Below are 20,422 nucleotides of genomic sequence, written 5' to 3' on the forward strand. Positions count from 1 at the left end.
TGTGGAGCCCCCATGCGCATCGCACTCTCACACCGCCACACAGTTGCTCTCTTTTTCATAGCTGTCAGCGCAATCAATACCAGCGCCAGCGCCCATACAGGTGCTGAATCCCATATCCACAACAGTTTTCTGAGCGGCTTTGCCCACCCGCTGTTCGGCCTGGACCACCTGGCTGCCATGGTGGCCGTGGGCCTGTGGAGCGCCCTGGCCGCGCGCAGCGCCGGGCGCGACCTGCTGTGGGGCCCCGTGGCCTTTGCGGCCATGCTGCTGGTGGGCGCTGCGCTGGGCCTGCAGGGTGTGGCACTGCCTGCGGTGGAGCCGATGATTGCCGCGTCGCTGCTGGCCACGGGCCTGCTCGTCGTGTCGCGCCTGCGCGTGCCTGGCCTCGTGGCCGCACTGGGCGTGGGGGTGTTTGCCGTCTTTCACGGCGTGGCCCACGGTTACGAGCTGGCGGGCAGCCACAGCGCCTGGCAAACCCTGGCGGGCATGATGACCGCCACCGTGCTGCTGCATGGCGCGGGGCTGGCGGCAGGCTGGGCGCTGCGCCACCGCACCGTGTGGCTCAGCCGCGCTGCAGGCGCTGCCGTGGCGCTGATGGGTGGCGCCCTGCTGGCCCAGATGGCCTGACAGGTCTGACTGGCGTCATGCATACCGACACCGCAGCAGCTCACCCCTCGAGGACCTGACCATGATCCCTGGCGAACTCTTTACCGAACCCGGCGAGCACATGCTCAACACCGGCCGCCGTACGCTGACAGTGGTGGTGCGCAACACCGGCGACCGGCCCATCCAAGTGGGCTCGCACTACCACTTTGCCGAGACCAACAACGCCCTGGGCTTTGACCGTGCGGCTGCACGCGGCATGCGGCTCAACATCGCATCCGGCACCGCCGTGCGCTTTGAACCCGGCCAGGAGCGCACCGTGGAGCTGGTGGACTACGCGGGCGACCGCCGCGTGTTCGGCTTTCAGGGCCTGACCCAGGGCCCGCTCTAGAAAATTCAAGCCCAATTGGCCGATAGCGCCGGTATCAATTGCCCTAGCAGCTATCAAAAACATAGTAAACCGTTCTTGCGGAGCACCCCTCACATGGCAACCATTGGACGACGCGCCTACGCCGAAATGTTCGGCCCCACGGTGGGCGACCGCGTGCGCCTGGCCGACACCGAACTCATTCTCGAAGTCGAGGCCGACCACACCTTACGGGCTGGCAGTTATGGCGAAGAAGTGAAGTTTGGCGGCGGCAAAACCATCCGCGACGGCATGGCGCAAAGCCAGCGCACCAATGCACAAGGGGCGGTAGACACCGTACTGACCAACGCCTTGGTAATTGACCACACCGGCATCTTCAAGGCCGACATTGGCCTCAAGGCAGGCCGCATCGCCGCCATCGGCAAGGCAGGCAACCCTGACACCCAGCCGGGCGTGGACATCATCATCGGCCCCGGCACCGAGGTCATCAGCTGCGAGGGCAACATCGTCACCGCAGGCGGCATCGACAGCCACATCCACTTCATCTGCCCGCAGCAGATTGAGGAAGCCCTGGCCAGCGGCGTGACCACCATGCTGGGCGGCGGCACCGGCCCCGCCACGGGCACACTGGCCACCACCTGCACGTCCGGCCCCTTCAACATGGAGCGCATGCTGCAGGCGGCCGACGCCTTCCCGATGAACCTGGGCTTTTTGGGCAAAGGCAACGCCAGCCTGCCCGATGCACTGCACGAGCAGATCAACGCGGGCGCCATTGGCCTCAAGCTGCACGAAGACTGGGGCACCACGCCCTCGGCCATCAGCAACTGCCTGGACGTGGCGGACGAGACCGATACGCAGGTCGCCATTCACAGCGACACGCTCAACGAATCAGGCTTTGTGGAAGACACCATCGCCGCCGTGGCCGGGCGCGGCATCTGCGCCTTCCACACCGAAGGCGCGGGCGGCGGGCACGCACCGGACATCCTGCGCGTGGTGGGCGAAGACAACTTTCTGCCATCGTCCACCAACCCCACCATGCCGTACACGCACAACACGCTGGACGAGCATGTGGACATGCTCATGGTGTGCCACCACCTCGATGCCAGCATTGCCGAGGACCTGGCCTTTGCCGAGAGCCGCATCCGCAAGGAAACCATCGCGGCCGAAGACATCCTGCACGACCTGGGCGCCATCAGCATGATGAGCAGCGACAGCCAGGCCATGGGCCGCGTGGGCGAGGTCATCCTGCGCACCTGGCAGACCGCGCACAAGATGAAGGTGCAGCGCGGCAGCTTGCAAGGGGACACCGCCCGCAACGACAACACGCGCATCAAGCGCTATGTGGCCAAGTACACCATCAACCCAGCGATTGCGCACGGCATCAGCCACGAGGTGGGGGCGCTCGAAGTCGGCAAATGGGCCGACATCGTGATCTGGAAGCCAGCGTTCTTTGGCGTCAAGCCCGCGCTGATCCTGAAGGGCGGACTGATTGCCATGGCTGCGATGGGCGACCCCAACGCGTCCATCCCCACGCCGCAGCCCGTGCACTATCGACCCATGTTTGGCGCGTTTGGCGGGGCCATCGCCAAAACGTCACTCACCTTTGTCTCGCAGGCAGGATTGGCTGCTGGCATTGGCGAGCGCTTTGGCCTGCGCAAAACCTTGAGCGCGGTGCGCAACATCCGTGGCGTGCGCAAGCAGCACATGGTGCACAACAGCTACACACCCAAGATGGAGGTGGACGCGCAGACCTACACCGTGCGCGCCGACGGCCAGCTGCTCACCTGTGAAGCAGCCACCGTGCTGCCCATGGCACAGCGCTACTTCCTGTTCTGAGGTCGCCGCCCATGAACGCCTTGCTGCAAGACCTGCGGATCCGCCTGGACGACCTGACCGATCCCCGCATCGAAGCCTTCATGCAGGAGCACTTGAAGGACATGCGTGCCACCTCGCCACCGGAGAGCGTGCACGCGCTCGACATGGTGCAATTGCGCCAGCCCGAGATCCGCTTCTGGACGGCCTGGCGCGGCGAGGGCGAGCTGGTGGGTACCGGTGCACTCAAGCACCTGGACGCCGACCATGCCGAACTCAAGTCCATGCGCACAGCAGCCAGCGTGCGTGGCCAGGGGGTGGGCCGGGCCGTGCTGGAACATATCCTGGGCCAGGCGGTGGACCTGGGCTACCAGCGCATCAGCCTGGAAACGGGCACCCAGCCCTTCTTTGAACCCGCGCACCAGCTCTACCTGCGCTATGGCTTTGCCGACTGCGCGCCATTCGGCAGCTACCGGCTCGACCCCCACAGCAGGTACATGAGCCGTGCGCTGTAGAGCAGCCGCGCATCGCCCCTCGGCCAAGGCCACAATGTGGACCTCGCCCTTCCGGCACCGCCCTCCCCTCTTGCCATGATCCAGGTCTCCAAACTTCTCCCCCAAGGCCAAGGCCTCGCTCCCGTGCTGCTCAAGCGCGCCACCACCGTCGAGCTGGACTGGGACGTGCGCCAGAAAAGCCGCTTTGCGGCCACCGACTCGGCCGGGCGCGAACTGGGCATCTTCCTGCCGCGCGGCACCGTGGTGCGCGGCGGCGATGTGCTGGTGGCCGAAGACGGCTCCATGGTGCGCGTGGTTGCAGCGCCGCAGCCCGTGCTGGTCATCACCCACTGCACACAGCACGGCACCCCCTTCGACCTGACCCGCGCCGCCTACCACCTGGGCAACCGGCACGTGCCCATCGAACTGCAGCCCGACCACCTCAAGATCGAACCCGACCACGTGCTGGCCGACATGCTGCGCGCCATGCACCTCATCGTGAACGAGCAGAACCTGCCGTTTGAGCCCGAAGGCGGCGCTTACGCGTCGGGGCATGGCGGCGGGCACCACCATGGGGGTCATGGCCACGATCATGATCACGACCATGGTCACGCGCATGACCATGACCACGGGCACTCCCACACCGATACACCGGCTGCGGCCACACCCACAGCCCGTGGCCGCACCGTGTCCATCCCTGTGGTGGCCCAAGGGCACGTGCACGGCCCGAACTGCAACCACGACCACTGAGCCACCGCCCCATGCGCCTGGACCGCCCCACGCCCCTGCCCGCTACCAGCTTCTTGCAGCTGATGTGGCTGGCCTCCCCCGCACTGCCCGTGGGCGGGTTCTCGTATTCTGAGGGGCTGGAAAGCGCCATTGAAAACGCCGGCCTGGCCAGCGAAGCCGCCGTGGGCGACTGGCTGCTGGACCAGCTCCACATCACCCAGGCCCGTGGCGACATGGCCCTCATCGCCAAGGCCGTGGGCGCGTGGCGGCGCGCCGACTGGGCGCATGTGCGCGAACTGAACGACTGGGTGCAACACACCCGCGAAACCAGCGAACTGCGGCTGCAGGCCGAGCAAATGGGTCGCTCGATGGCCGACTGGTTACGCAATCAGAACCAGGGCGACGAGACCCATATGCCCGCCGTGCGCCACCTGGCCGCCCTTCCCCCCACCTACCCCGTGGCGTTTGCGCTAGCCGCCTCCACCACGCAGGCGCCCGTGCGCGACGTGCTGCTGGCCTACGCCTTTGGCTGGGCCGAAAACATGGTGCAGGCAGCGCTCAAATCCATGCAATTGGGCCAAAGCGCAGGCCAGCGCATCCTGGCCCGACTGGCCGATGCAATCCCTGCTGCCGCGGACCACGCCATCGGCCTGATGGACAGCGAGCGCCAGGCTTTCTCCCCCATGCTGGCCATCCTGAGTGCCCAGCACGAGACCCAATACTCCCGCCTCTTCCGATCATGACGATGACCACCACCAGCAACCTGCATCACATACCGAACCGCACCAAGAACCTGCCCCCGCTGCGCGTGGGCATCGGCGGCCCCGTGGGCTCCGGCAAGACCACGCTGCTGGAAATGCTGTGCAAGACCATGCGCGATGACTATGACCTCATCGCCATCACCAACGACATCTACACCAAGGAAGACCAGCGCCTGCTCACCGTGAGCGGCGCCCTGCCCGCCGAGCGCATCCTGGGCGTGGAAACCGGCGGCTGCCCCCACACCGCCATCCGCGAGGACTGCTCCATCAACCTCGAAGCCATCGACCGCATGCTGGGCGAGTTCCCCAACGCCGACATCGTGTTTGTCGAAAGCGGCGGCGACAACCTGGCCGCCACCTTCAGCCCCGAGCTGAGCGACCTCACCATCTACGTCATCGATGTGGCCGCTGGCGAAAAAATCCCCCGCAAGGGCGGCCCTGGCATCACCAAAAGCGACCTGTTCATCATCAACAAGACCGACCTGGCCCCCCACGTGGGCGCCAACCTGGATGTGATGCACGCCGACACCACCCGCATGCGCACCAACGCCCAGGGCCTCAAGCCCTTTGTGATGACCAATCTCAAAACCCTGGCTGGCGTAGCCGATGTGGTCAAGTTCATCGAGAACCGGGGCATGCTGAAAAAATCAGCACCCGCAGTCGGCTAGAATTCGCGCCTTCCCTCCCGGAGACTTGGGTGAGTGGTTTAAACCAGCAGTCTTGAAAACTGCCGACGGGCAACCGTCCGTGAGTTCGAATCTCACAGTCTCCGCCAGTTCTTGGCCCGGCGCAGCTACAACAGCGAAATGTGCGCAAAGGCCAGTGCAGCAACATGTCTGTGGCTGACCACCCCTCACCCAACCCAATTCACAAGAACGCATCTGCCCCCTAGACTGCGTTTTTACTGAACCTTGCCGCATTCATGGGCAGGATGGAGAAATTGGGTACGGGCCTGCGGCCTGAAGTGACTAGCCATGTCGAGGAGAGAAAGATGTTGTCGTCGGCCCTCTACGCATCGTTCTTTTTCACGGTGGCCCTGCTGGTCACCACCGCCTACTTCTTGATGGGCGGTCTGCCGCTTCTTACGCTAAAACATGACACCCCACTGGACGCGCGGTTCGTTCGGGGGTTTTTCAACGTGTACTACCGTGCTGCGTTCTGGGCGTCACTGGGGGCGTTTGTAAGCTATGCGCTTTGGGGCAGGTACGCCTTTGCAATCGGCGTGGCGGTCAATGCCTGCATCGTCTCGCTGCTGCGCAAGCACTTGCTGCAAGCCATGCAGCAGCTCGGTGCACAGATCGAGGCGAGTAGCGACGGAGCGATTCACCACTTTCGCCGCGTGCATTCGGCGGCGCTCTTCGTCAACCTGGTTCAGCTGGTGGCGATCGTTTGGGGGCTGTTGTGGTTGTCCCAGCAGCTCAAGTAGACCTCCCGGTGGGGTGCCACGCCGGGCCTGTGCCCTGCGTGTGGCCTTTCTTTCACCTCGCCAGTCCCGCTCCCTGCGGTGCGATGGGGGTCAAATCTTCAGGGCGGCATACCTCTTCGCTGTGCGCCAAACGGATCCACAGACCGGTGCGTTTGATAATGACGTAGTCCACGCTCACCGTTCTGCCTTTGTAGAGAAATTGCGTGCCGGGTTTGTACAGAATCATTCTTGTGATGTAGCGCGCTGGGATGGCCGGATGATGACGACATCACCCATTCCGCAATGGTGCCAACAGATGGGCTCCGGGGCTTTGCCGCCCGGCAAAAGACCTACGACGCAGTCGCTTTTTTCACCCCCGTGGTGATGCCGAAGGGCGGACAAAAAAAAGCCCGCAGGTTGCGGGCTTAACACTTGCACGATGCAAGCGGGAGGGATGTCGAGGGGATCGACAGACCAATGTTAGGACGGTGACCAATGTGGGCATGTAGGACAGGACCGATTCCTCTAAGCTCCGTCGATCAGCAGCAGAAAGGGATCGTGGGTTAAGCGCCCGGGCAGCCCAACGTTCACGTTCCGTAAATCCTTGCGCAGCCCCGCCCCGTGGCCTTGGCCAGGTACATCGCGGAATCGGCCTTGCGCAGGAGTTCTTCGGCCTCGGTGCCGTCACCGGGCGACAGGACAATACCGATGGACGCGCCGATTTGCAGCGCATGCGCTTCGATCTCGGTGGGCCGGCTCAGGGCTTGAACCAGGCGGTCGGCCAGGCGGTACGCACTGTCACCGTCCGATACGCCCCGCTGCAGCAACGCGAACTCATCGCCGCCCAGGCGCGCCACCACATCGTCCTCGCGCGCGGCCTGCGTCAGTTGCCGGGCCACCCAAACCAGCAACTGGTCACCTACGGCGTGCCCGTGGCGGTCATTGACGGGTTTGAACCCATCCAGATCCACGTACAAGACAGCGAAGCCACGGCCCGACCGGTGCACGTCGGTGGCTGCGGCCTGCAATGCTTGCAAAAAGGCGGTGCGGTTGAGCAAGCCCGTCAAGCCGTCGTGCTCTGCCACATGGCGGATCTGCTGCTCGGCCTGCTTGCGCTGGGTGACATCGGTGAAGGTGCGCAGCGCGCCGCCGCCTTTAATGGGCACGGTCTGGACCTCCAGGATGCGGCCATCGGGCCGGGGACGGTCATACACCTGGGGCTGATCGACCCCGCCATTGCTGTGTCGCAGCAGGTCCTGCACTTCCTGCGATGCGCCCTGGAATTCGCCACGAGCCCGCAGGTAGGCCAGCACATTCACCAGCGTGGGCTTGGATGCCATCAGCTCGGCCGGCAGGTCCAGCAGTTCCATGGCCCGGCGGTTGCACAGCTCCACCACCCCCGTGGCGCTGATCTTGGCCACGCCCTGGTCCATGTGCTCCAGCGTGGCTTCGAGCAGGATGGATTTCTCCCGCAATTGCGCCTCGCTGTCGCGGGCGCTGCGTTCGGCCTGCGCCAGCAAGCGCTGCTGGCGCTTGAGCTCGGTGATGTCCACATGGGCGTAGAACACCGTGCCATCGCTGCCCTGCTTGGCGATGACGCGGCTCCAGCGGCTGCGTGGCAAGGGCACTTCAAACGGCGCCCCCGCAAAACGCATGTGCTCCTGCAAGGTCGAAAGACCGTCGTAAAACGGTGCCATGTCGCCCTCACCCCCGACGGACCATGCGTGGCGGTACACCTCGTCAAACGCCAGCCCCATTGCGGCAGCGCGGTCTGGCAGGTGGTACATCTGCATGAAGGGCTGATTGACCCACTGGATGCGCTGGTCTTCAGCGCAGATCATCAGCCCATCGGGAATGCGGTCAAACAGTTCGGTGCTTTCGATCACCGGACTGCGCAGGTAGCCGGGTTCGTGGATGTCGGCGCTGGATTGCGCGGCTCTGTCAATGGATTCGCTCTGAGCCGGTAGCGCCTCGGCACGCCACACACGCACCCGCCCCCCGCCATCGATGGGCAACGACGACACATGGACGCGCAGCCCCCGGTGCTCAAAGCTGTAAGGCCGGGTCTGTGCGCGGTGCCGCTCAACACCGGCCGTGATGTAGCGTTCGATGTTGGGCAGCTCCTGGGCATCCAGCCGCTGGGTGTAGAAGCGGCGCAGGTTGGCCTCGTAAGGCTCGCCTACGTACACATGCCCCGCGTGCTCTGGAAAGAACTTGAAGAAGGTACTGTTCCAGGCCAGCGTGCGGTCGCTGTCGTCAAACGCACACAGCGCAACATCCAGACCATCCAGGGTGTCGCCCAGGGCACGGATGAGGCGAAGGCGGGAATCGTCAGGCATGGTCAGAAGGTTCGGTACGGTGACGTCGACACAGGCCCGCGCATCACGCAGCCCCAGATGGCAAGGGCCCGCCGTTGCCAACACACAACGCACAACGGCGGACGCTCCATTGTGCGGAACCGGGCTTACGGCAACCCGTCGAGGAGTGGTGGCCCCGCGATCAGTTGGCGAGCATGTTGCCATGTCACAACACATCTTGATACAAGTCAAGAACCCGCTCCAGCGGAGACGGATGCAGGCAACAGCCCGTTACGGCTGGAAACCGGCCCATATTGCTACGGAAACCCCATGGCACCTGCATTCCGCTATGGTGGGCGTTTTGAACTCAGGAGCCCGCTGCCATGATGAAGACCCGACCCACTTTTGCCGTCGCCTGCTGCTTGGCCCTGGGAGCGGCCGTCACCGGTTGCGCGGGTTATGGGCAGACACCCGCGCTATCGGCGGGCTCGGCCGCCGCAGGGTCTGGATCACCCCCCGCCAGCGTGTGCAACGCCCAGCCCGCGCAGTTTGTCGTGGGGCAAAACAGCACCGCATCGGTTGTTGAATCTGCCCGTCAGCGCTCGGGCGCGCAGACGGCGCGCATCCTGCGCCCCGGGCAGATCATCACCAAGGAATACGACACCCAGCGGCTGAACCTGGAGGTGGACGGCACCGGCCGCATCCTCGCCGCAAAGTGCGGTTGAGATGATGTTGCGCTGCCGATGAGGGGTGACTGAAACCCGCGCGGTCAGTCCGCCAGGAACAGCGCCTGCAGATCGCTCAGAAAGTCAAAGCCCCGCTCGGTAGGCCGTACACGCGCCATGTCGCGCTCGATCAGGCCCTTGCGCTCGGCGGCCTCCAGGCCCTTGGCGATGGCGGTCAACGGCAGGCCTGTGCGGGCCATGAAGTCCTGCAGCGCAAAGCCTTCGCGCAGGCGCAGGGCGTTGAGCATGTACTCAAACGGCAGATCGGCGCGGCGCACCTCGTCGTCCTGCGCTACGGCATGGCCTGCCAGGGCGTTGTCCATGTAGCGCGCGGGGTCCCGAAAGCGCACCTGCCGCACCACGCGGTGCGCAAAGCTCAGCTTGCTGTGCGCACCCGCGCCGATGCCCAGGTAGTCGCCAAACTGCCAGTAGTTGGTGTTGTGAAAACACTGGTGGCCCGGCTGCGCATACGCAGAAATCTCGTACCGCGCCATACCCGCCTGCCCCGTCATCTCCGTGATCCGGTCAAGCATCGCGTAGGCCTGGTCGTCCTCGGGGATGGCTGGGGGGAACTTGGCGAAGTAGGTATTGGGCTCGATGGTGAGGTGGTAGATGGAGATGTGCGGCGGCTTGAAGGCCAGCGCCGTTCGCAGGTCCTGCTCCAGCTCTGGCAGCGTCTGGCCCGGCAGGGCGTACATGATGTCGAGGTTGAAGGTGTCGAAGGACGCAGCAGCCTCCTCCACCGCCGCCATCGCCTGGGAACGGTCGTGCACGCGGCCCAGGGCCTTCAGGTGCTGGTCGTTAAAGCTCTGCACCCCCACCGACAGGCGTGTGACGCCCGCCGCGCGGAAGGCGCGAAAACGGTCTTTCTCGAACGTACCGGGGTTGGCCTCCATCGTGATCTCGCAATCTGGCTCCAGCCGCAGGCGGGCGCGGATGTCGCCGATCAGCCGGTCGATGGCTGCCGGCGAAAACAGGCTGGGCGTGCCACCGCCAATGAAGATGCTGTGCACGGATCGCCCCCAGACCAGGGGCAGAGCGGCCTCCAGGTCGGCCATCAGGGCATCGATGTAGCGCTGCTCGGGCACCGCGCCGCCGGTACCCCCTGCGCGAAATTCGTGCGAGTTGAAGTCGCAGTACGGGCATTTCTTGAGGCACCAGGGCAGGTGCACGTACAGCGACAGCGGCGGCAGGCTGGGCAGTTGCAGCAGGCCAGGGCGCATGTAGTGCTGGATGTCGCGCACCACGGCGGGCTCAACGTCGCCCTGGGGCGTGATGGGAATATGAACCACGTTCAGCGCCCCCTCTACAGCCAGCGCTCACGCATCAAAGCCAGCATCTGGGCCGCCGAGCGGCCCCGGTGGCTGTGGGCATTTTTCACCTCCACGGGTAGCTCGGCAAAGGTCTTGCCGAACTCGGGGATGAACATCACGGGGTCGAAACCAAAGCCGTTGCTGCCACGGGGGGCGGTGGTGATCTCCCCCACCACCCGACCTACCGCAATCAGCGGCTCCGGGTCTAGCGGGCTGCGCACGGCAACGAGGGTGCTGACCATGGCGGCGCGGCGATTGGTCACTCCCTGCAATTGCTCCAGCAAGGCGCGCACGTTGTTGTCGTCGCTTTTCTCGTAGCCGAACTGGGTGCAGTAATAAGCGGTGTCCACGCCCGGCAGGCCACCAAAGGCATCCACGCACATGCCAGCATCGTCGGCCAGCGCGGGCAGGCCGGTGTGTTCGGATGCAAACCGTGCCTTGGCCAGGGCATTTTCAACAAAGGTGCGGAAGGGTTCCTCGGCCTCGCCCACACCCAGATCGGCCTGGCGCAGCAGCTCCACGCCCAGGGGCGCAAACATGGCCTGCAACTCGGCCAGTTTGCCGCGGTTATTGGATGCTAGAACAATTTTCATGGTCAAAATGGCTGCAAGCGCTAGTGAAATATGCGCAAGCAGCTATCAATTAAGGAGTATTTTGCAGGGCTTGCTGCTGCAGCTGCACCAGCTGGGCGATGCCCTGTTCGGCCAGCCCCAGCAGTTGGTCCATCTCGGCGCGGGTAAAGGCCACGCCCTCGGCTGTGCCCTGCACCTCCACATAGTGGCCAGCGCCCGTCATCACGACATTCATATCGGTGTCGCAATCCACGTCTTCCACATATTCCAGGTCCAGCAGCGGCGTGCCCTGCACGATGCCGACCGAGATCGCCGCCACGGGCTGCAGCAGCGGCGACTGGGCGATCTTGCCGCTGGCCAGCAACTGGTTGACCGCATCCTGGGCTGCAACCCACGCGCCAGTGATGGCGGCCGTGCGCGTGCCACCATCGGCCTGGATCACATCACAGTCGAGCTGGATGGTGCGCTCACCCAGCAGCTTGAGGTCAAACACGGCGCGCAGGCTGCGGCCGATGAGACGCTGGATCTCCTGCGTGCGGCCGGTCTGTTTGCCCCGTGCGGCCTCGCGGTCGCTGCGGGTGTGGGTGGCGCGCGGCAGCATGCCGTACTCCGCCGTGACCCAGCCCTCGCCGCTACCGCGCTTGTGCGGGGGCACACGCTCTTCCACCGAGGCGGTGCAGAGCACCTTGGTGTTGCCAAATTCGATCAGCACCGAGCCTTCGGCGTGCATGGTGTAGTGGCGCGTGATGCGGACAGGGCGCAGTTGGTTGGCGGCGCGGTTGCCGGTGCGGATGAAGGTGGTCATGTGATTCTCTGTATCAAGCGAGTCGCCCACCTGCGTCATGAGGTGGGCGATGTAAGGCGAAAAATCTGATTCCATGCATTCGCATGGAGGGAGCCCGGATGCAACCCAAAGCGCCGATGGCAGTTCAGGCCTTGCGGGCAGCAGAGCGACGAATGGCTTCGTTGATTTCGGCGATCGACCGCTCGATGGCCGCATCGTCCAGATCATCCACCAGCCCATCGAGCGGGCCCGCCTGGATGGTGGACGCAAACACGTCGTCGCTGATGCTGTCAGTGGACACCCCCTGGGTGGACTCGAACGCATCCGGCGTCTCCCACTCCAGGGCCACCACCGTCACGTTATCACTGCTGTCCCCGGCTTTGCGAAGGGCATCTTCCACCAGCTCGGGCACCGCGTGCGACACGGTGTTGCGGCCCAGCTGCTTGGCGATGTCTTCGTCGCTGAGCGTGCCCCACAGGCCGTCAGAGCACAACAGAATGCGGTCGCCCTGCTCCAGGTACACAGGGCCGGTGATGTCGTAAATGGGCTTGGTGGGCGAACCCAGGCAGGTGAACAGCACGTTGCGGTTGATCTTGTCCAGGCCAGGCGGCGGCGTGTTGCGCAGCTCCATGTACGAGTGGTCCCGCGTACGGGTCAGCAGATCACCATCGCGCACCATGTACAGGCGCGAATCGCCGCAATGGATCCAGGTGGCGGTACCGGCCTGCAACACCGCCGCGACCAAGGTGGTGCGCGGTGTGTCGAGCATGCCCTTCTCTGTGGCGTAGCGCAGGATCTGGTGATGTGCCGCCAGCAATGCGCCGGACAGGAACTCCTGCACATCCTTGAGCTGCGGCTTGGCCTGGCGCTGGAACAGCGCCGAGATGGTCTGCAGCGCGATCTGCGCGGCCACTTCGCCCTCGGGGTGACCTCCCATGCCATCGGCCAATACAAACAGGCCCGATTCGCGCGTGTAGCAATAGCCCATGCGGTCTTCGTTCTTCTCGCGGCCGCCACGGCGGCTGATCTGGAATACCGAGAACTTCATAAGGACTCACGCAAACAAGGATGCACCCGGGCGCCATCCGTGGACATGTACCTCGCCCGAACCCGCATTGCGTGTGCCTGGTTCATTTGGGCTTGGCTCCGATACCGGTGGCTTCACCCACCTTCTGCACATTCTTCTTGGTGTCAGACACCAGGGTGTCGAGTTGCAGCCGCATCTTCTCGCCCACAGTGAGCTTGGTGTAGCGGCGCTCACCTTCGCGGCTGAGCTCCTTTTGCAATGCAAATACCGACTGAGGCCGAGACAGCGGATCGAGCGCCATGCACCACTCCACCACCTCGATGAGGTTGTCGGAATACACGCCACGCAACTTTGTCAGTGCCAGCGACAGGCGGTCCTTGTCCACGCGTTGAGGCGCCTCGTTGGGCGGAAAGCCCTGCATGCAAGCGTAAATGCAGGCGCCGATGGCGTAGATGTCGGTCCACGGCCCCATCTGCGAATCGCGCCGGTACATCTCGGGCGCAGCAAAGCCGGGGGTGTACATGGGGCGGATGAAATTGCCTTCCTTGCTCAGCACTTCGCGCGCCGCGCCAAAGTCAATCATCACCGCCTTGTTGTCATCGGTGATGAAAATGTTGGCGGGCTTGATGTCCAGGTGCAGCATCTTGTGCTGGTGCACGATGCGCAGCCCACGCAGTACCTCGTCGAACAGCGAGCGGATGGTGGACTCCCGGAACACCTTCTGCGTCTTGAGGTCGCGCGCGGTGATGATGAAGTCCTGCAGGGTCGCGCCCTCCAGGTAGTTCATCACCATGTAGACCGTTTCGTTCTCGCGAAAGAAGTTGAGCACGCTGACCACCGAGGCGTGCGAGATCTGGGCCAGCGAACGGCCTTCTTCAAAGAAGCTCTTGAGTCCCAGCCGATACAGCGAGAGCTTTTCTGGCGGCACCTTCGGAAGCAGTTCGCCAGGCGCGCGGGTGGCCAGGGACGAAGGAAGGTACTCCTTGATAGCCACCTGCTGGCCTTCGGCATCGAGGGCCAGATAGACCACACCAAAACCACCGGAGGACAACCGGCGCACCACACGGTAGCCGCCAATCGCGGTATCGGGCGGCAAGGGGGCCGGTTTGATTTTTGACATATTTTGCGAAGATGACTCGGGGGTAAGGCGGAACCCGGATAATCGCCGGATCGCAAGCAACCATCAAAAAGTCCAATGCCAGTTTACAGCATGACCGGATACGCCAGCGCACAGCATGGCGCATCTGCCACTGGCGCTGAAACCGACGCCCGCGCTCCCCAGACGCGCAGGCTGGGACTGGAAATCCGATCCGTCAACAGCCGTTTTCTGGACCTGTCTTTCCGCCTGCCCGACGAACTGCGCGCCATGGAACCCACGCTGCGCAGCCTGCTCACGGCGCGCCTGAAGCGCGGCAAGGTCGAAGTGCGAGCCGCCCTAGATACCGACGATAGCAACAGCCTGCAAGACCCGCCCGCGCGGCTGTTGCAGCGTCTCAATTCGTTGCAAGACTCCATCAAGGCGTGGCTGCCCACAGCCGCCCCCCTCACCGTGGCTGACGCGCTGCGTCTGTGCGCCAACGCGCACTCTGGCACCGAGGACTGGAGCGAAGCGATCCCCGCCCTGGCCGAGGAAGCGCTGACCGCTTTGCTGGCAGCCCGCGAGCGCGAGGGGAAGCGCTTGGCGACCATGCTGCTGGACCGTGTCAAGCAGCTGCGGGCCTTGGCCGAACAAGCCGTACCCATGGTTCCGCTGCTGGTAGAGCAGCAACGCCTGCGCTTCATGGAACGCTGGAAAGAGGCCATGGCCCTCACCGATGGCGCCACCCTGCCCGAAGCTGCGCGTGACCGCGCCTTGACCGAGGCCACGGCGTTTGCCATCCGCATCGACGTGGCAGAAGAGATCACGCGGCTGGATTCGCACCTGGACGAAATCGAGCGCCTGCTCAAAAAGGGTGGCGAAGTGGGCAAACGCCTGGATTTCCTGATCCAGGAGCTGCACCGCGAAGCCAACACGCTGGGCTCCAAGTCTGCCGCTCTCGACCTCACGCGCATCAGCGTGGACATGAAGGTATTGATCGAGCAGATGCGTGAGCAAGTGCAAAATATCGAATAACACTCATTTTTTGATAGCGCCTGGCGCACATCAACCATGGACTATCCAGGAAACCTTATCGTAGTGGCAGCCCCCAGTGGGGCCGGCAAGTCCAGCCTGGTCAAGGCCTTGCTGGAGCTGGACTCGCATGTCCACCCCTCCATCTCGCACACCACCCGTGCGCCCCGCGGCCAGGAAAAGCATGGCCGCGAGTACTTCTTCGCGTCGGAGTCCGAGTTTGACGCCATGGTGCAAGGCAACGCGTTTGTCGAATGGGCCCATGTGCACGGCAACCGCTACGGCACCTCCAAGAAGGCCATCGAAGAACGCATTGCACAGGGCTCGGATGTGATTCTGGAAATAGACTTCCAGGGCGCACTGCAGATCAAACAGGCTTTTGCCAATGCCGTGCTGGTGTTCATCCTGCCCCCCAGCTGGGAAGAGCTGCGCTCCAGGCTGGAGCGCCGGGGCGAAGACTCTGCGGATGTCATCGAGGTCCGCCTCAAAAATGCCGCCATCGAGATGGCCCAGGTCAGCAAATTCGACTTCGTTATAATCAATGAGTTGTTTGAGCGCGCGCTTTTCGACCTGAAAGCCGTAGTTCACGCCCAGCGACTCAAGTACGCCGCCCAGCGCCGCGCCCGTGCTGACACCTTCCAGTCGCTCAATATCACCTGAATCCCCGGAGTAACCGATGGCACGCATCACCGTAGAAGACTGTCTGGAAAAGATCCCCAACCGCTTCCAGCTCGTACTGGCCGCCACGTACCGTGCCCGCATGCTCAGCCAAGGGCACGCCCCCCGCATCGAAAGCCGCAACAAGCCTGCTGTGACCGCCCTGCGTGAAATCGCCGAAGGCAAAGTGGGCCTGGAGATGCTCAAGAAGGTTCCCGGTTGAACGTTCTGCGGGGCAATGCCCACCCAAAAGCACCGCGCCAGCGGTGCTTTTTTTTGCCCGAAAGTCCTCTGGCGCAGTCCCGCGCTACATTTAAGGCATGAACGCGGTGCTCAATTCACCTTCTGCAACGCAGCCCCGGCCGGGTGAACCATCTCCGGCAGGCAATTTCTCGGCAGCCGCTGCGGCCGCCAATGCGGCTGCGGCCAGCTTCGCGGCGCTGACCGACAGCCTGGACTACCTGGACCCCGTCAGCATCGAGCAGGTGCGCCAGGCGTACCGTTTTGCCGACGAAGCCCACCTGGGGCAACTGCGCAACAGCGGTGAGCCCTACATCACCCACCCTATTGCAGTGGCCGCACAGTGCGCGGCGTGGAAGCTCGATGCCCAGGCGCTAATGGCCGCGCTGCTACACGACGCCATGGAAGACTGCGGCGTGACCAAGGCCGACCTGATCGACCGGTTTGGCGCCCCGGTGGCCGAACTGGTAGACGGCCTCACCAAGCTGGACAAGCTGCAGTTCAACACCCGCGAAGAGAACCAGGCTGAATCGTTTCGCAAAATGCTGCTGGCCATGGCGCGTGATGTGCGCGTCATCCTCATCAAGCTGGCCGACCGCACGCACAACATGCGCACGCTGTCAGACATGCCGCGCAGCAAATGGGGCCGCATCTCGTCCGAGACGCTGGAAATTTATGCCCCCATCGCCCACCGCCTGGGCCTGAACCAGACCTATCGTGAACTGCAGGATCTGGCCTTCAGACACCTGCACCCCTGGCGCTACGCCACCTTGGCGAAGGCCGTCAACAAATCCAGGAACCGCCGACGCGATCTGGTTCAAAAAGTGCAGACCGAAGTGGATGCGGCCTTCTCCAAGATCGGCATGAAGGTGCGCCTGGCTGGCCGCGAGAAAACGCTGTATGCCATCTATCAGAAGATGGACCTCAAGCACCTGAGCTTTGCCCAGGTGACGGACATCTACGGCTTCCGAGTCATCGTGCCGACAGTGACCGATTGCTATACCGCCTTGGGTGTACTGCACCAGATGTACAAGCCGGTACCTGGCAAGTTCAAGGACCACATTGCCATTGCCAAACTCAACGGCTACCAGTCTCTGCACACCACCCTGGTAGGGCCCTCGGGCGTGAACATTGAGTTCCAGATGCGCACCGACGAGATGCACGTGATTGCCGAAGCGGGCGTGGCGGCACACTGGCTTTACAAGGCCCAGGACGGGGAAGGCACTGCAGCCGAGCGCCTCGGAACCAAGTGGCTGCAATCCTTGCTGGACATACAGAACGAAACGCGGGATGCGGCGGAGTTCTGGGACCACGTCAAGGTGGACCTGTTTCCCGATGCGGTCTACGTCTTCACACCCAAAAGCCAGATCATGGCACTGCCTCGCGGCGCCACCGTGGTGGACTTTGCCTACGCCATTCACAGCAATGTGGGCGACCGCACCACGGCCGCCAAGATCAACAACGAGCAGATCCCGCTGCGCACCGAACTCAAGAATGGGGATGTGGTGGAGATCATCACCGACCCTATCTCCACACCCAACCCCGCGTGGCTTGGCTTTGTGCGCACGGGCCGTGCACGGTCCAAGATCCGCCACTACCTCAAAACCTTGGCTCATACTGAATCTGAGGGGCTGGGAGAAAAGCTGTTGACCCAGGCCATTCGCGCCGAAGGCTTGGAGCAGTTGCCTCCAGTAAACGCAGAGACGCAACCGCTGTGGGACAAACTATTGCGGTTTACTGGCAACCGCACGCGCAGCGAGCTGATGACCGACCTGGGTTTGGGCAAGCGCATTGCCAGCATCGTAGCCAAGCGCCTCATGGTGCTGATGTCTGAGCATGGACACCGCCCGGATGCCCTGCTCATGACCCGCGAGCGCTACACATCGCACGAAACCCTGTCGCAAGGCGCTGTGACCCTGGACGGTAGCGAGAATGCTTCCGTGCAGTATGCCGCCTGCTGTCGCCCAGTGCCGGGCGACAGCATCGTCGGTTATCTGGGCCGTGGCGAGGGACTGGTGGTGCACAACGCACATTGCAGTGTCGCCAAGCGTCTGCAACACAAAGACAGCGAGCGGTTCATCGCTGTCGATTGGTCGGATGAGCCCACCCGCATGTTCGAAACGGGCGTGGTTGTTACCGTAAACAACGGCAAAGGGGTGCTGGCACGGGTAGCAGCAGAGCTTGCCAATTCAGAGGCCGACATCACCCATGTGGATATGGATGATGAAGCGGCCTTGGACACCACGGACTTGCGCTTCATAGTGGCAGTACGCGACCAATCCCACCTGGAGCTTGCACTGCGCAACCTGCGCCGCACCCAGGCTGTGCTGCGCGCGGCCAGAATCACACCACAACCCTGACGCACTGGCGCAGCAGTACACCAAGCCCGCTCAGGTCGCGGAAAGTGGTGCGCAGGAGCACTGCCTGTTTGCAATCGCTACGAGACGACACTACGGGGTGGGTACTGCACCTCCAACACCTCAAGGTGGCGCACACCGCCTGGTGTTGGTAGCTGCACCTCATCCCCAACGCGCGACTTCAGCAGCGCCCGTGCAACGGGTGAAATCCAGCTGACCTGCCCCATACGACTGTCCGCCTCGTCGATGCCTATGATGGTGATCGTGCGCTCACCATCCTCGTCGTCTGAGTAGGTGACGGTAGCCCCAAAAAAGACCTGTTCGCTACCCGCGTGCAAACTGGGGTCCACCACTTCGGCGATCTCCAGCCGCTTGGTCAAAAAACGGATACGCCTATCAATCTCGCGCAAGCGCTTCTTGCCGTAAAGATAGTCACCGTTCTCAGACCGATCCCCATTGCTGGCAGCCCAGTGAACCACATCCACGATCTTGGGCCGCTCGTTGTCGATGAGATCCAACAGCTCCGCCCTCAGACGCGCATACCCGGACGGGGTGATGTAGTTTTTGCCACCCGGCGGCAAAGGAGGCAATGCCAAACCCTCGTCATCATCGGCACCGTCAGTTTCCTTGGTAAAAGCCTTGCTCATCGCCAGAACTCTCCAATCGGCGCAATACGCCTGGACAAATGAAAAAGCCTGCAATCTCGCGATTGCAGGCTTTAAACATTGGTGCGGCTGGCAGGAATCGAACCCACGACCCCTTGGTTCGTAGCCAAGTACTCTATCCAGCTGAGCTACAGCCGCTAAGCTTTGAATTATAGCATGATTTCTTGGCAACCCCTGAAATTTGCTTTCTTTCTGATTGCCTTCCTGAATCAGGCTATGCAAACAGACAGTCAATTCAACGCAAGCCGAGATTGTAATGCACGATGAAGGCTACAAAAACAAACTGAGCGATTTGGATCACAAAACACATCGTTTGCTGATACATCCACCCTGCGAGCAAGGGTGGTAGGGCGTGTTGGACTTGAACCAACGACCAAAGGATTATGAGTCCTCTGCTCTAACCAACTGAGCTAACGCCCCCAGGCCATGCTACAGCGCTATACAACGTGGCAAGCGCCGTATTGTAGGGGCTTACTTGCGGTGGCTGAGCGCGTTGGATACCAGCTTGGAGGTGATGTCCACAATCTGGATCATGCGGTCGTATGGCATGCGCGTAGGACCTATCACTCCCAATGTTCCTACCACCTTGCCATCGACCTCGTACGGGGAGCTCACGATCGACAGCTCTTCAAATGGTACGACCTGGCTCTCTCCACCGATGTAGATGCGCACTCCCTCCGCTTGGCTGGAAATATCCAGGAGCCGGAGAATCTGAGTCTTCTGCTCGAACAAGTCGAAAGCCCTGCGCAAATTGCCCATGTCACTGGAGAAGTCGCTGACCGACAGCAGGTTGCGCTCCCCGGAAATCACCACCTCATCCTGCGCCTCGGACAGCGCCTCCGAACCCACGTTGACCGCCGCCTGCATGAGCGATGCGATCTCTCCGCGCAACACATCGACCTCGGACTTCAAGCGTTCCCGTACCTGCTCCATCGCAAGTCCCGCGTAGTGGGCGTTCAGAAAGTTGGAAGCCTCCACCAGCTGTGACTGGGAGTGGTCCACCTCGGTAAAGATCACACGATTCTGAACATCGCCCTCCGGGGACACGATGATGACCAGAAACCGCTTTTCAGAGAGTCGCAGAAACTCAATGTGACGAAATACCGAGGTACGCCGAGGTGCCATCACCACTCCAACGAATTGGGAGAGGTTGGACAACAGCTGCGCAGCGTTGGCGATGACCTTTTGAGGCTGTTCAGGTGCCAGCTGCGGCGGCATGACAGACTCTCGCTGCACCGTCAACATGGTGTCCACAAACAATCGGTATCCACGCGCGGTAGGGATACGGCCTGCTGAGGTATGTGGACTCGCGATCAGCCCTAGCTCTTCCAGGTCCGCCATCACGTTTCGTATCGTGGCAGGCGACAAATCCAACCCGGACGCACGGGAAAGGGTACGCGACCCTACAGGCTGCCCATCAGCGATGTAACGCTCGACCAGGGCTTTGAGCAACAACTTGGCACGGTCATCGAGCATGGAATGATTTTACTTTTGTAATCGTGTT

The 20,422-nt window shown here is 62.8% G+C and carries 21 protein-coding genes and 3 tRNA genes; 14 read left to right on the forward strand and 10 right to left on the reverse strand.

The features are described from left to right. Positions 1-12 precede the first annotated feature (12 nt). The 9 genes from AC1Q64_RS06250 (at position 13) to AC1Q64_RS06290 (ending at position 6,192) form a co-directional block, all read left to right on the forward strand. A complete protein-coding gene (locus tag AC1Q64_RS06250; protein WP_492250783.1) occupies positions 13-627 on the forward strand; it encodes a HupE/UreJ family protein in 615 nt (204 codons plus the stop codon). Positions 628-688: 61 nt separating this feature from the next. After that, a complete protein-coding gene (locus AC1Q64_RS06255; RefSeq protein WP_492250784.1) occupies positions 689-994 on the forward strand; it encodes an urease subunit beta in 306 nt (101 codons plus the stop codon). A gap of 93 nt (positions 995-1,087) precedes the next feature. Beyond that, positions 1,088-2,806, forward strand: coding sequence for an urease subunit alpha (ureC, locus tag AC1Q64_RS06260; RefSeq protein WP_492250785.1), 1,719 nt, complete (start codon positions 1,088-1,090; stop codon positions 2,804-2,806). A gap of 11 nt (positions 2,807-2,817) precedes the next feature. Beyond that, positions 2,818-3,297, forward strand: a complete 480-nt coding sequence (locus tag AC1Q64_RS06265; protein WP_492250786.1) for a GNAT family N-acetyltransferase — start codon at positions 2,818-2,820, stop codon at positions 3,295-3,297. 75 nt (positions 3,298-3,372) lie between these two features. Beyond that, positions 3,373-4,026, forward strand: a complete 654-nt coding sequence (ureE, locus tag AC1Q64_RS06270) for an urease accessory protein UreE (protein WP_492250787.1) — start codon at positions 3,373-3,375, stop codon at positions 4,024-4,026. A gap of 11 nt (positions 4,027-4,037) precedes the next feature. Further along, a complete protein-coding gene (locus tag AC1Q64_RS06275; RefSeq protein WP_492250788.1) occupies positions 4,038-4,748 on the forward strand; it encodes an urease accessory protein UreF in 711 nt (236 codons plus the stop codon). Positions 4,749-4,750: 2 nt separating this feature from the next. Next, positions 4,751-5,434 (forward strand): urease accessory protein UreG, encoded by a 684-nt coding sequence (gene ureG / locus AC1Q64_RS06280; RefSeq protein WP_492250789.1) that lies wholly within the window; start codon positions 4,751-4,753, stop codon positions 5,432-5,434. A gap of 19 nt (positions 5,435-5,453) precedes the next feature. Continuing rightward, positions 5,454-5,541: transfer RNA gene (locus AC1Q64_RS06285), tRNA-Ser, on the forward strand. A gap of 216 nt (positions 5,542-5,757) precedes the next feature. Beyond that, on the forward strand, positions 5,758-6,192 hold the full coding sequence (locus tag AC1Q64_RS06290; RefSeq protein ID WP_492250790.1) for a hypothetical protein: 435 nt from the start codon (positions 5,758-5,760) through the stop codon (positions 6,190-6,192). 566 nt (positions 6,193-6,758) lie between these two features. Here AC1Q64_RS06290 and AC1Q64_RS06295 read toward each other — a convergent pair. Beyond that, on the reverse strand, positions 6,759-8,510 hold the full coding sequence (locus AC1Q64_RS06295) for a PAS-domain containing protein (protein ID WP_492250791.1): 1,752 nt from the start codon (positions 8,508-8,510) through the stop codon (positions 6,759-6,761). Positions 8,511-8,851: 341 nt separating this feature from the next. On the opposite strand from AC1Q64_RS06295, the gene AC1Q64_RS06300 reads away from it, so the two are divergent. Then, positions 8,852-9,193, forward strand: a complete 342-nt coding sequence (locus AC1Q64_RS06300) for an I78 family peptidase inhibitor (protein WP_056060563.1) — start codon at positions 8,852-8,854, stop codon at positions 9,191-9,193. Between the two features lie 44 nt (positions 9,194-9,237). On the opposite strand, the gene hemW is transcribed toward AC1Q64_RS06300, so the two are convergent. From hemW to AC1Q64_RS06325, 5 genes are all read right to left on the reverse strand, one after another. Beyond that, positions 9,238-10,485: a radical SAM family heme chaperone HemW gene (gene hemW, locus AC1Q64_RS06305; protein WP_492250792.1), complete on the reverse strand. Its 1,248-nt coding sequence runs from the start codon at positions 10,483-10,485 to the stop codon at positions 9,238-9,240. A 14-nt stretch (positions 10,486-10,499) separates the two neighbouring features. Beyond that, a complete protein-coding gene (rdgB, locus tag AC1Q64_RS06310; RefSeq protein ID WP_395456148.1) occupies positions 10,500-11,099 on the reverse strand; it encodes an RdgB/HAM1 family non-canonical purine NTP pyrophosphatase in 600 nt (199 codons plus the stop codon). Between the two features lie 49 nt (positions 11,100-11,148). After that, a complete protein-coding gene (gene rph / locus AC1Q64_RS06315) occupies positions 11,149-11,883 on the reverse strand; it encodes a ribonuclease PH (RefSeq protein WP_056060554.1) in 735 nt (244 codons plus the stop codon). Positions 11,884-12,007: 124 nt separating this feature from the next. Further along, positions 12,008-12,910, reverse strand: a complete 903-nt coding sequence (locus AC1Q64_RS06320) for a PP2C family protein-serine/threonine phosphatase (protein WP_056747320.1) — start codon at positions 12,908-12,910, stop codon at positions 12,008-12,010. 82 nt (positions 12,911-12,992) lie between these two features. Further along, on the reverse strand, positions 12,993-14,009 hold the full coding sequence (locus tag AC1Q64_RS06325) for a serine/threonine protein kinase (protein WP_492250793.1): 1,017 nt from the start codon (positions 14,007-14,009) through the stop codon (positions 12,993-12,995). A 75-nt stretch (positions 14,010-14,084) separates the two neighbouring features. Here AC1Q64_RS06325 and AC1Q64_RS06330 point away from each other — a divergent pair, with 75 nt between their 5' ends. The 4 genes from AC1Q64_RS06330 (at position 14,085) to AC1Q64_RS06345 (ending at position 18,256) form a co-directional block, all read left to right on the forward strand. After that, positions 14,085-15,002 carry a YicC/YloC family endoribonuclease gene (locus tag AC1Q64_RS06330; protein WP_492250794.1) on the forward strand — a complete coding sequence of 306 codons (918 nt, stop codon included), beginning with the start codon at positions 14,085-14,087 and terminating at the stop codon, positions 15,000-15,002. A 36-nt stretch (positions 15,003-15,038) separates the two neighbouring features. Further along, entirely contained in the window at positions 15,039-15,659 is a 621-nt protein-coding gene (gene gmk / locus AC1Q64_RS06335) for a guanylate kinase (RefSeq protein ID WP_056060545.1), read from the forward strand. Between the two features lie 16 nt (positions 15,660-15,675). Next, complete coding sequence (gene rpoZ, locus AC1Q64_RS06340; RefSeq protein WP_005794722.1) at positions 15,676-15,879, forward strand: DNA-directed RNA polymerase subunit omega; 204 nt, start codon at positions 15,676-15,678, stop codon at positions 15,877-15,879. A gap of 97 nt (positions 15,880-15,976) precedes the next feature. Continuing rightward, positions 15,977-18,256, forward strand: a complete 2,280-nt coding sequence (locus AC1Q64_RS06345; RefSeq protein ID WP_291435106.1) for a RelA/SpoT family protein — start codon at positions 15,977-15,979, stop codon at positions 18,254-18,256. Positions 18,257-18,333: 77 nt separating this feature from the next. On the opposite strand, the gene greB is transcribed toward AC1Q64_RS06345, so the two are convergent. From greB to hrcA, 4 genes are all read right to left on the reverse strand, one after another. Continuing rightward, a complete protein-coding gene (gene greB / locus AC1Q64_RS06350; RefSeq protein ID WP_492250795.1) occupies positions 18,334-18,900 on the reverse strand; it encodes a transcription elongation factor GreB in 567 nt (188 codons plus the stop codon). 79 nt (positions 18,901-18,979) lie between these two features. Further along, positions 18,980-19,056 (reverse strand) — tRNA-Arg (locus AC1Q64_RS06355). A gap of 205 nt (positions 19,057-19,261) precedes the next feature. Continuing rightward, positions 19,262-19,338, reverse strand: a tRNA-Ile gene (locus AC1Q64_RS06360). Positions 19,339-19,389: 51 nt separating this feature from the next. Further along, complete coding sequence (gene hrcA, locus AC1Q64_RS06365) at positions 19,390-20,394, reverse strand: heat-inducible transcriptional repressor HrcA (protein ID WP_056060538.1); 1,005 nt, start codon at positions 20,392-20,394, stop codon at positions 19,390-19,392. Between the last annotated feature and the right edge of the window lie 28 nt (positions 20,395-20,422).

The sequence above is a fragment of the Acidovorax sp. GW835-FHT14G06 genome (genome assembly GCF_058793595.1).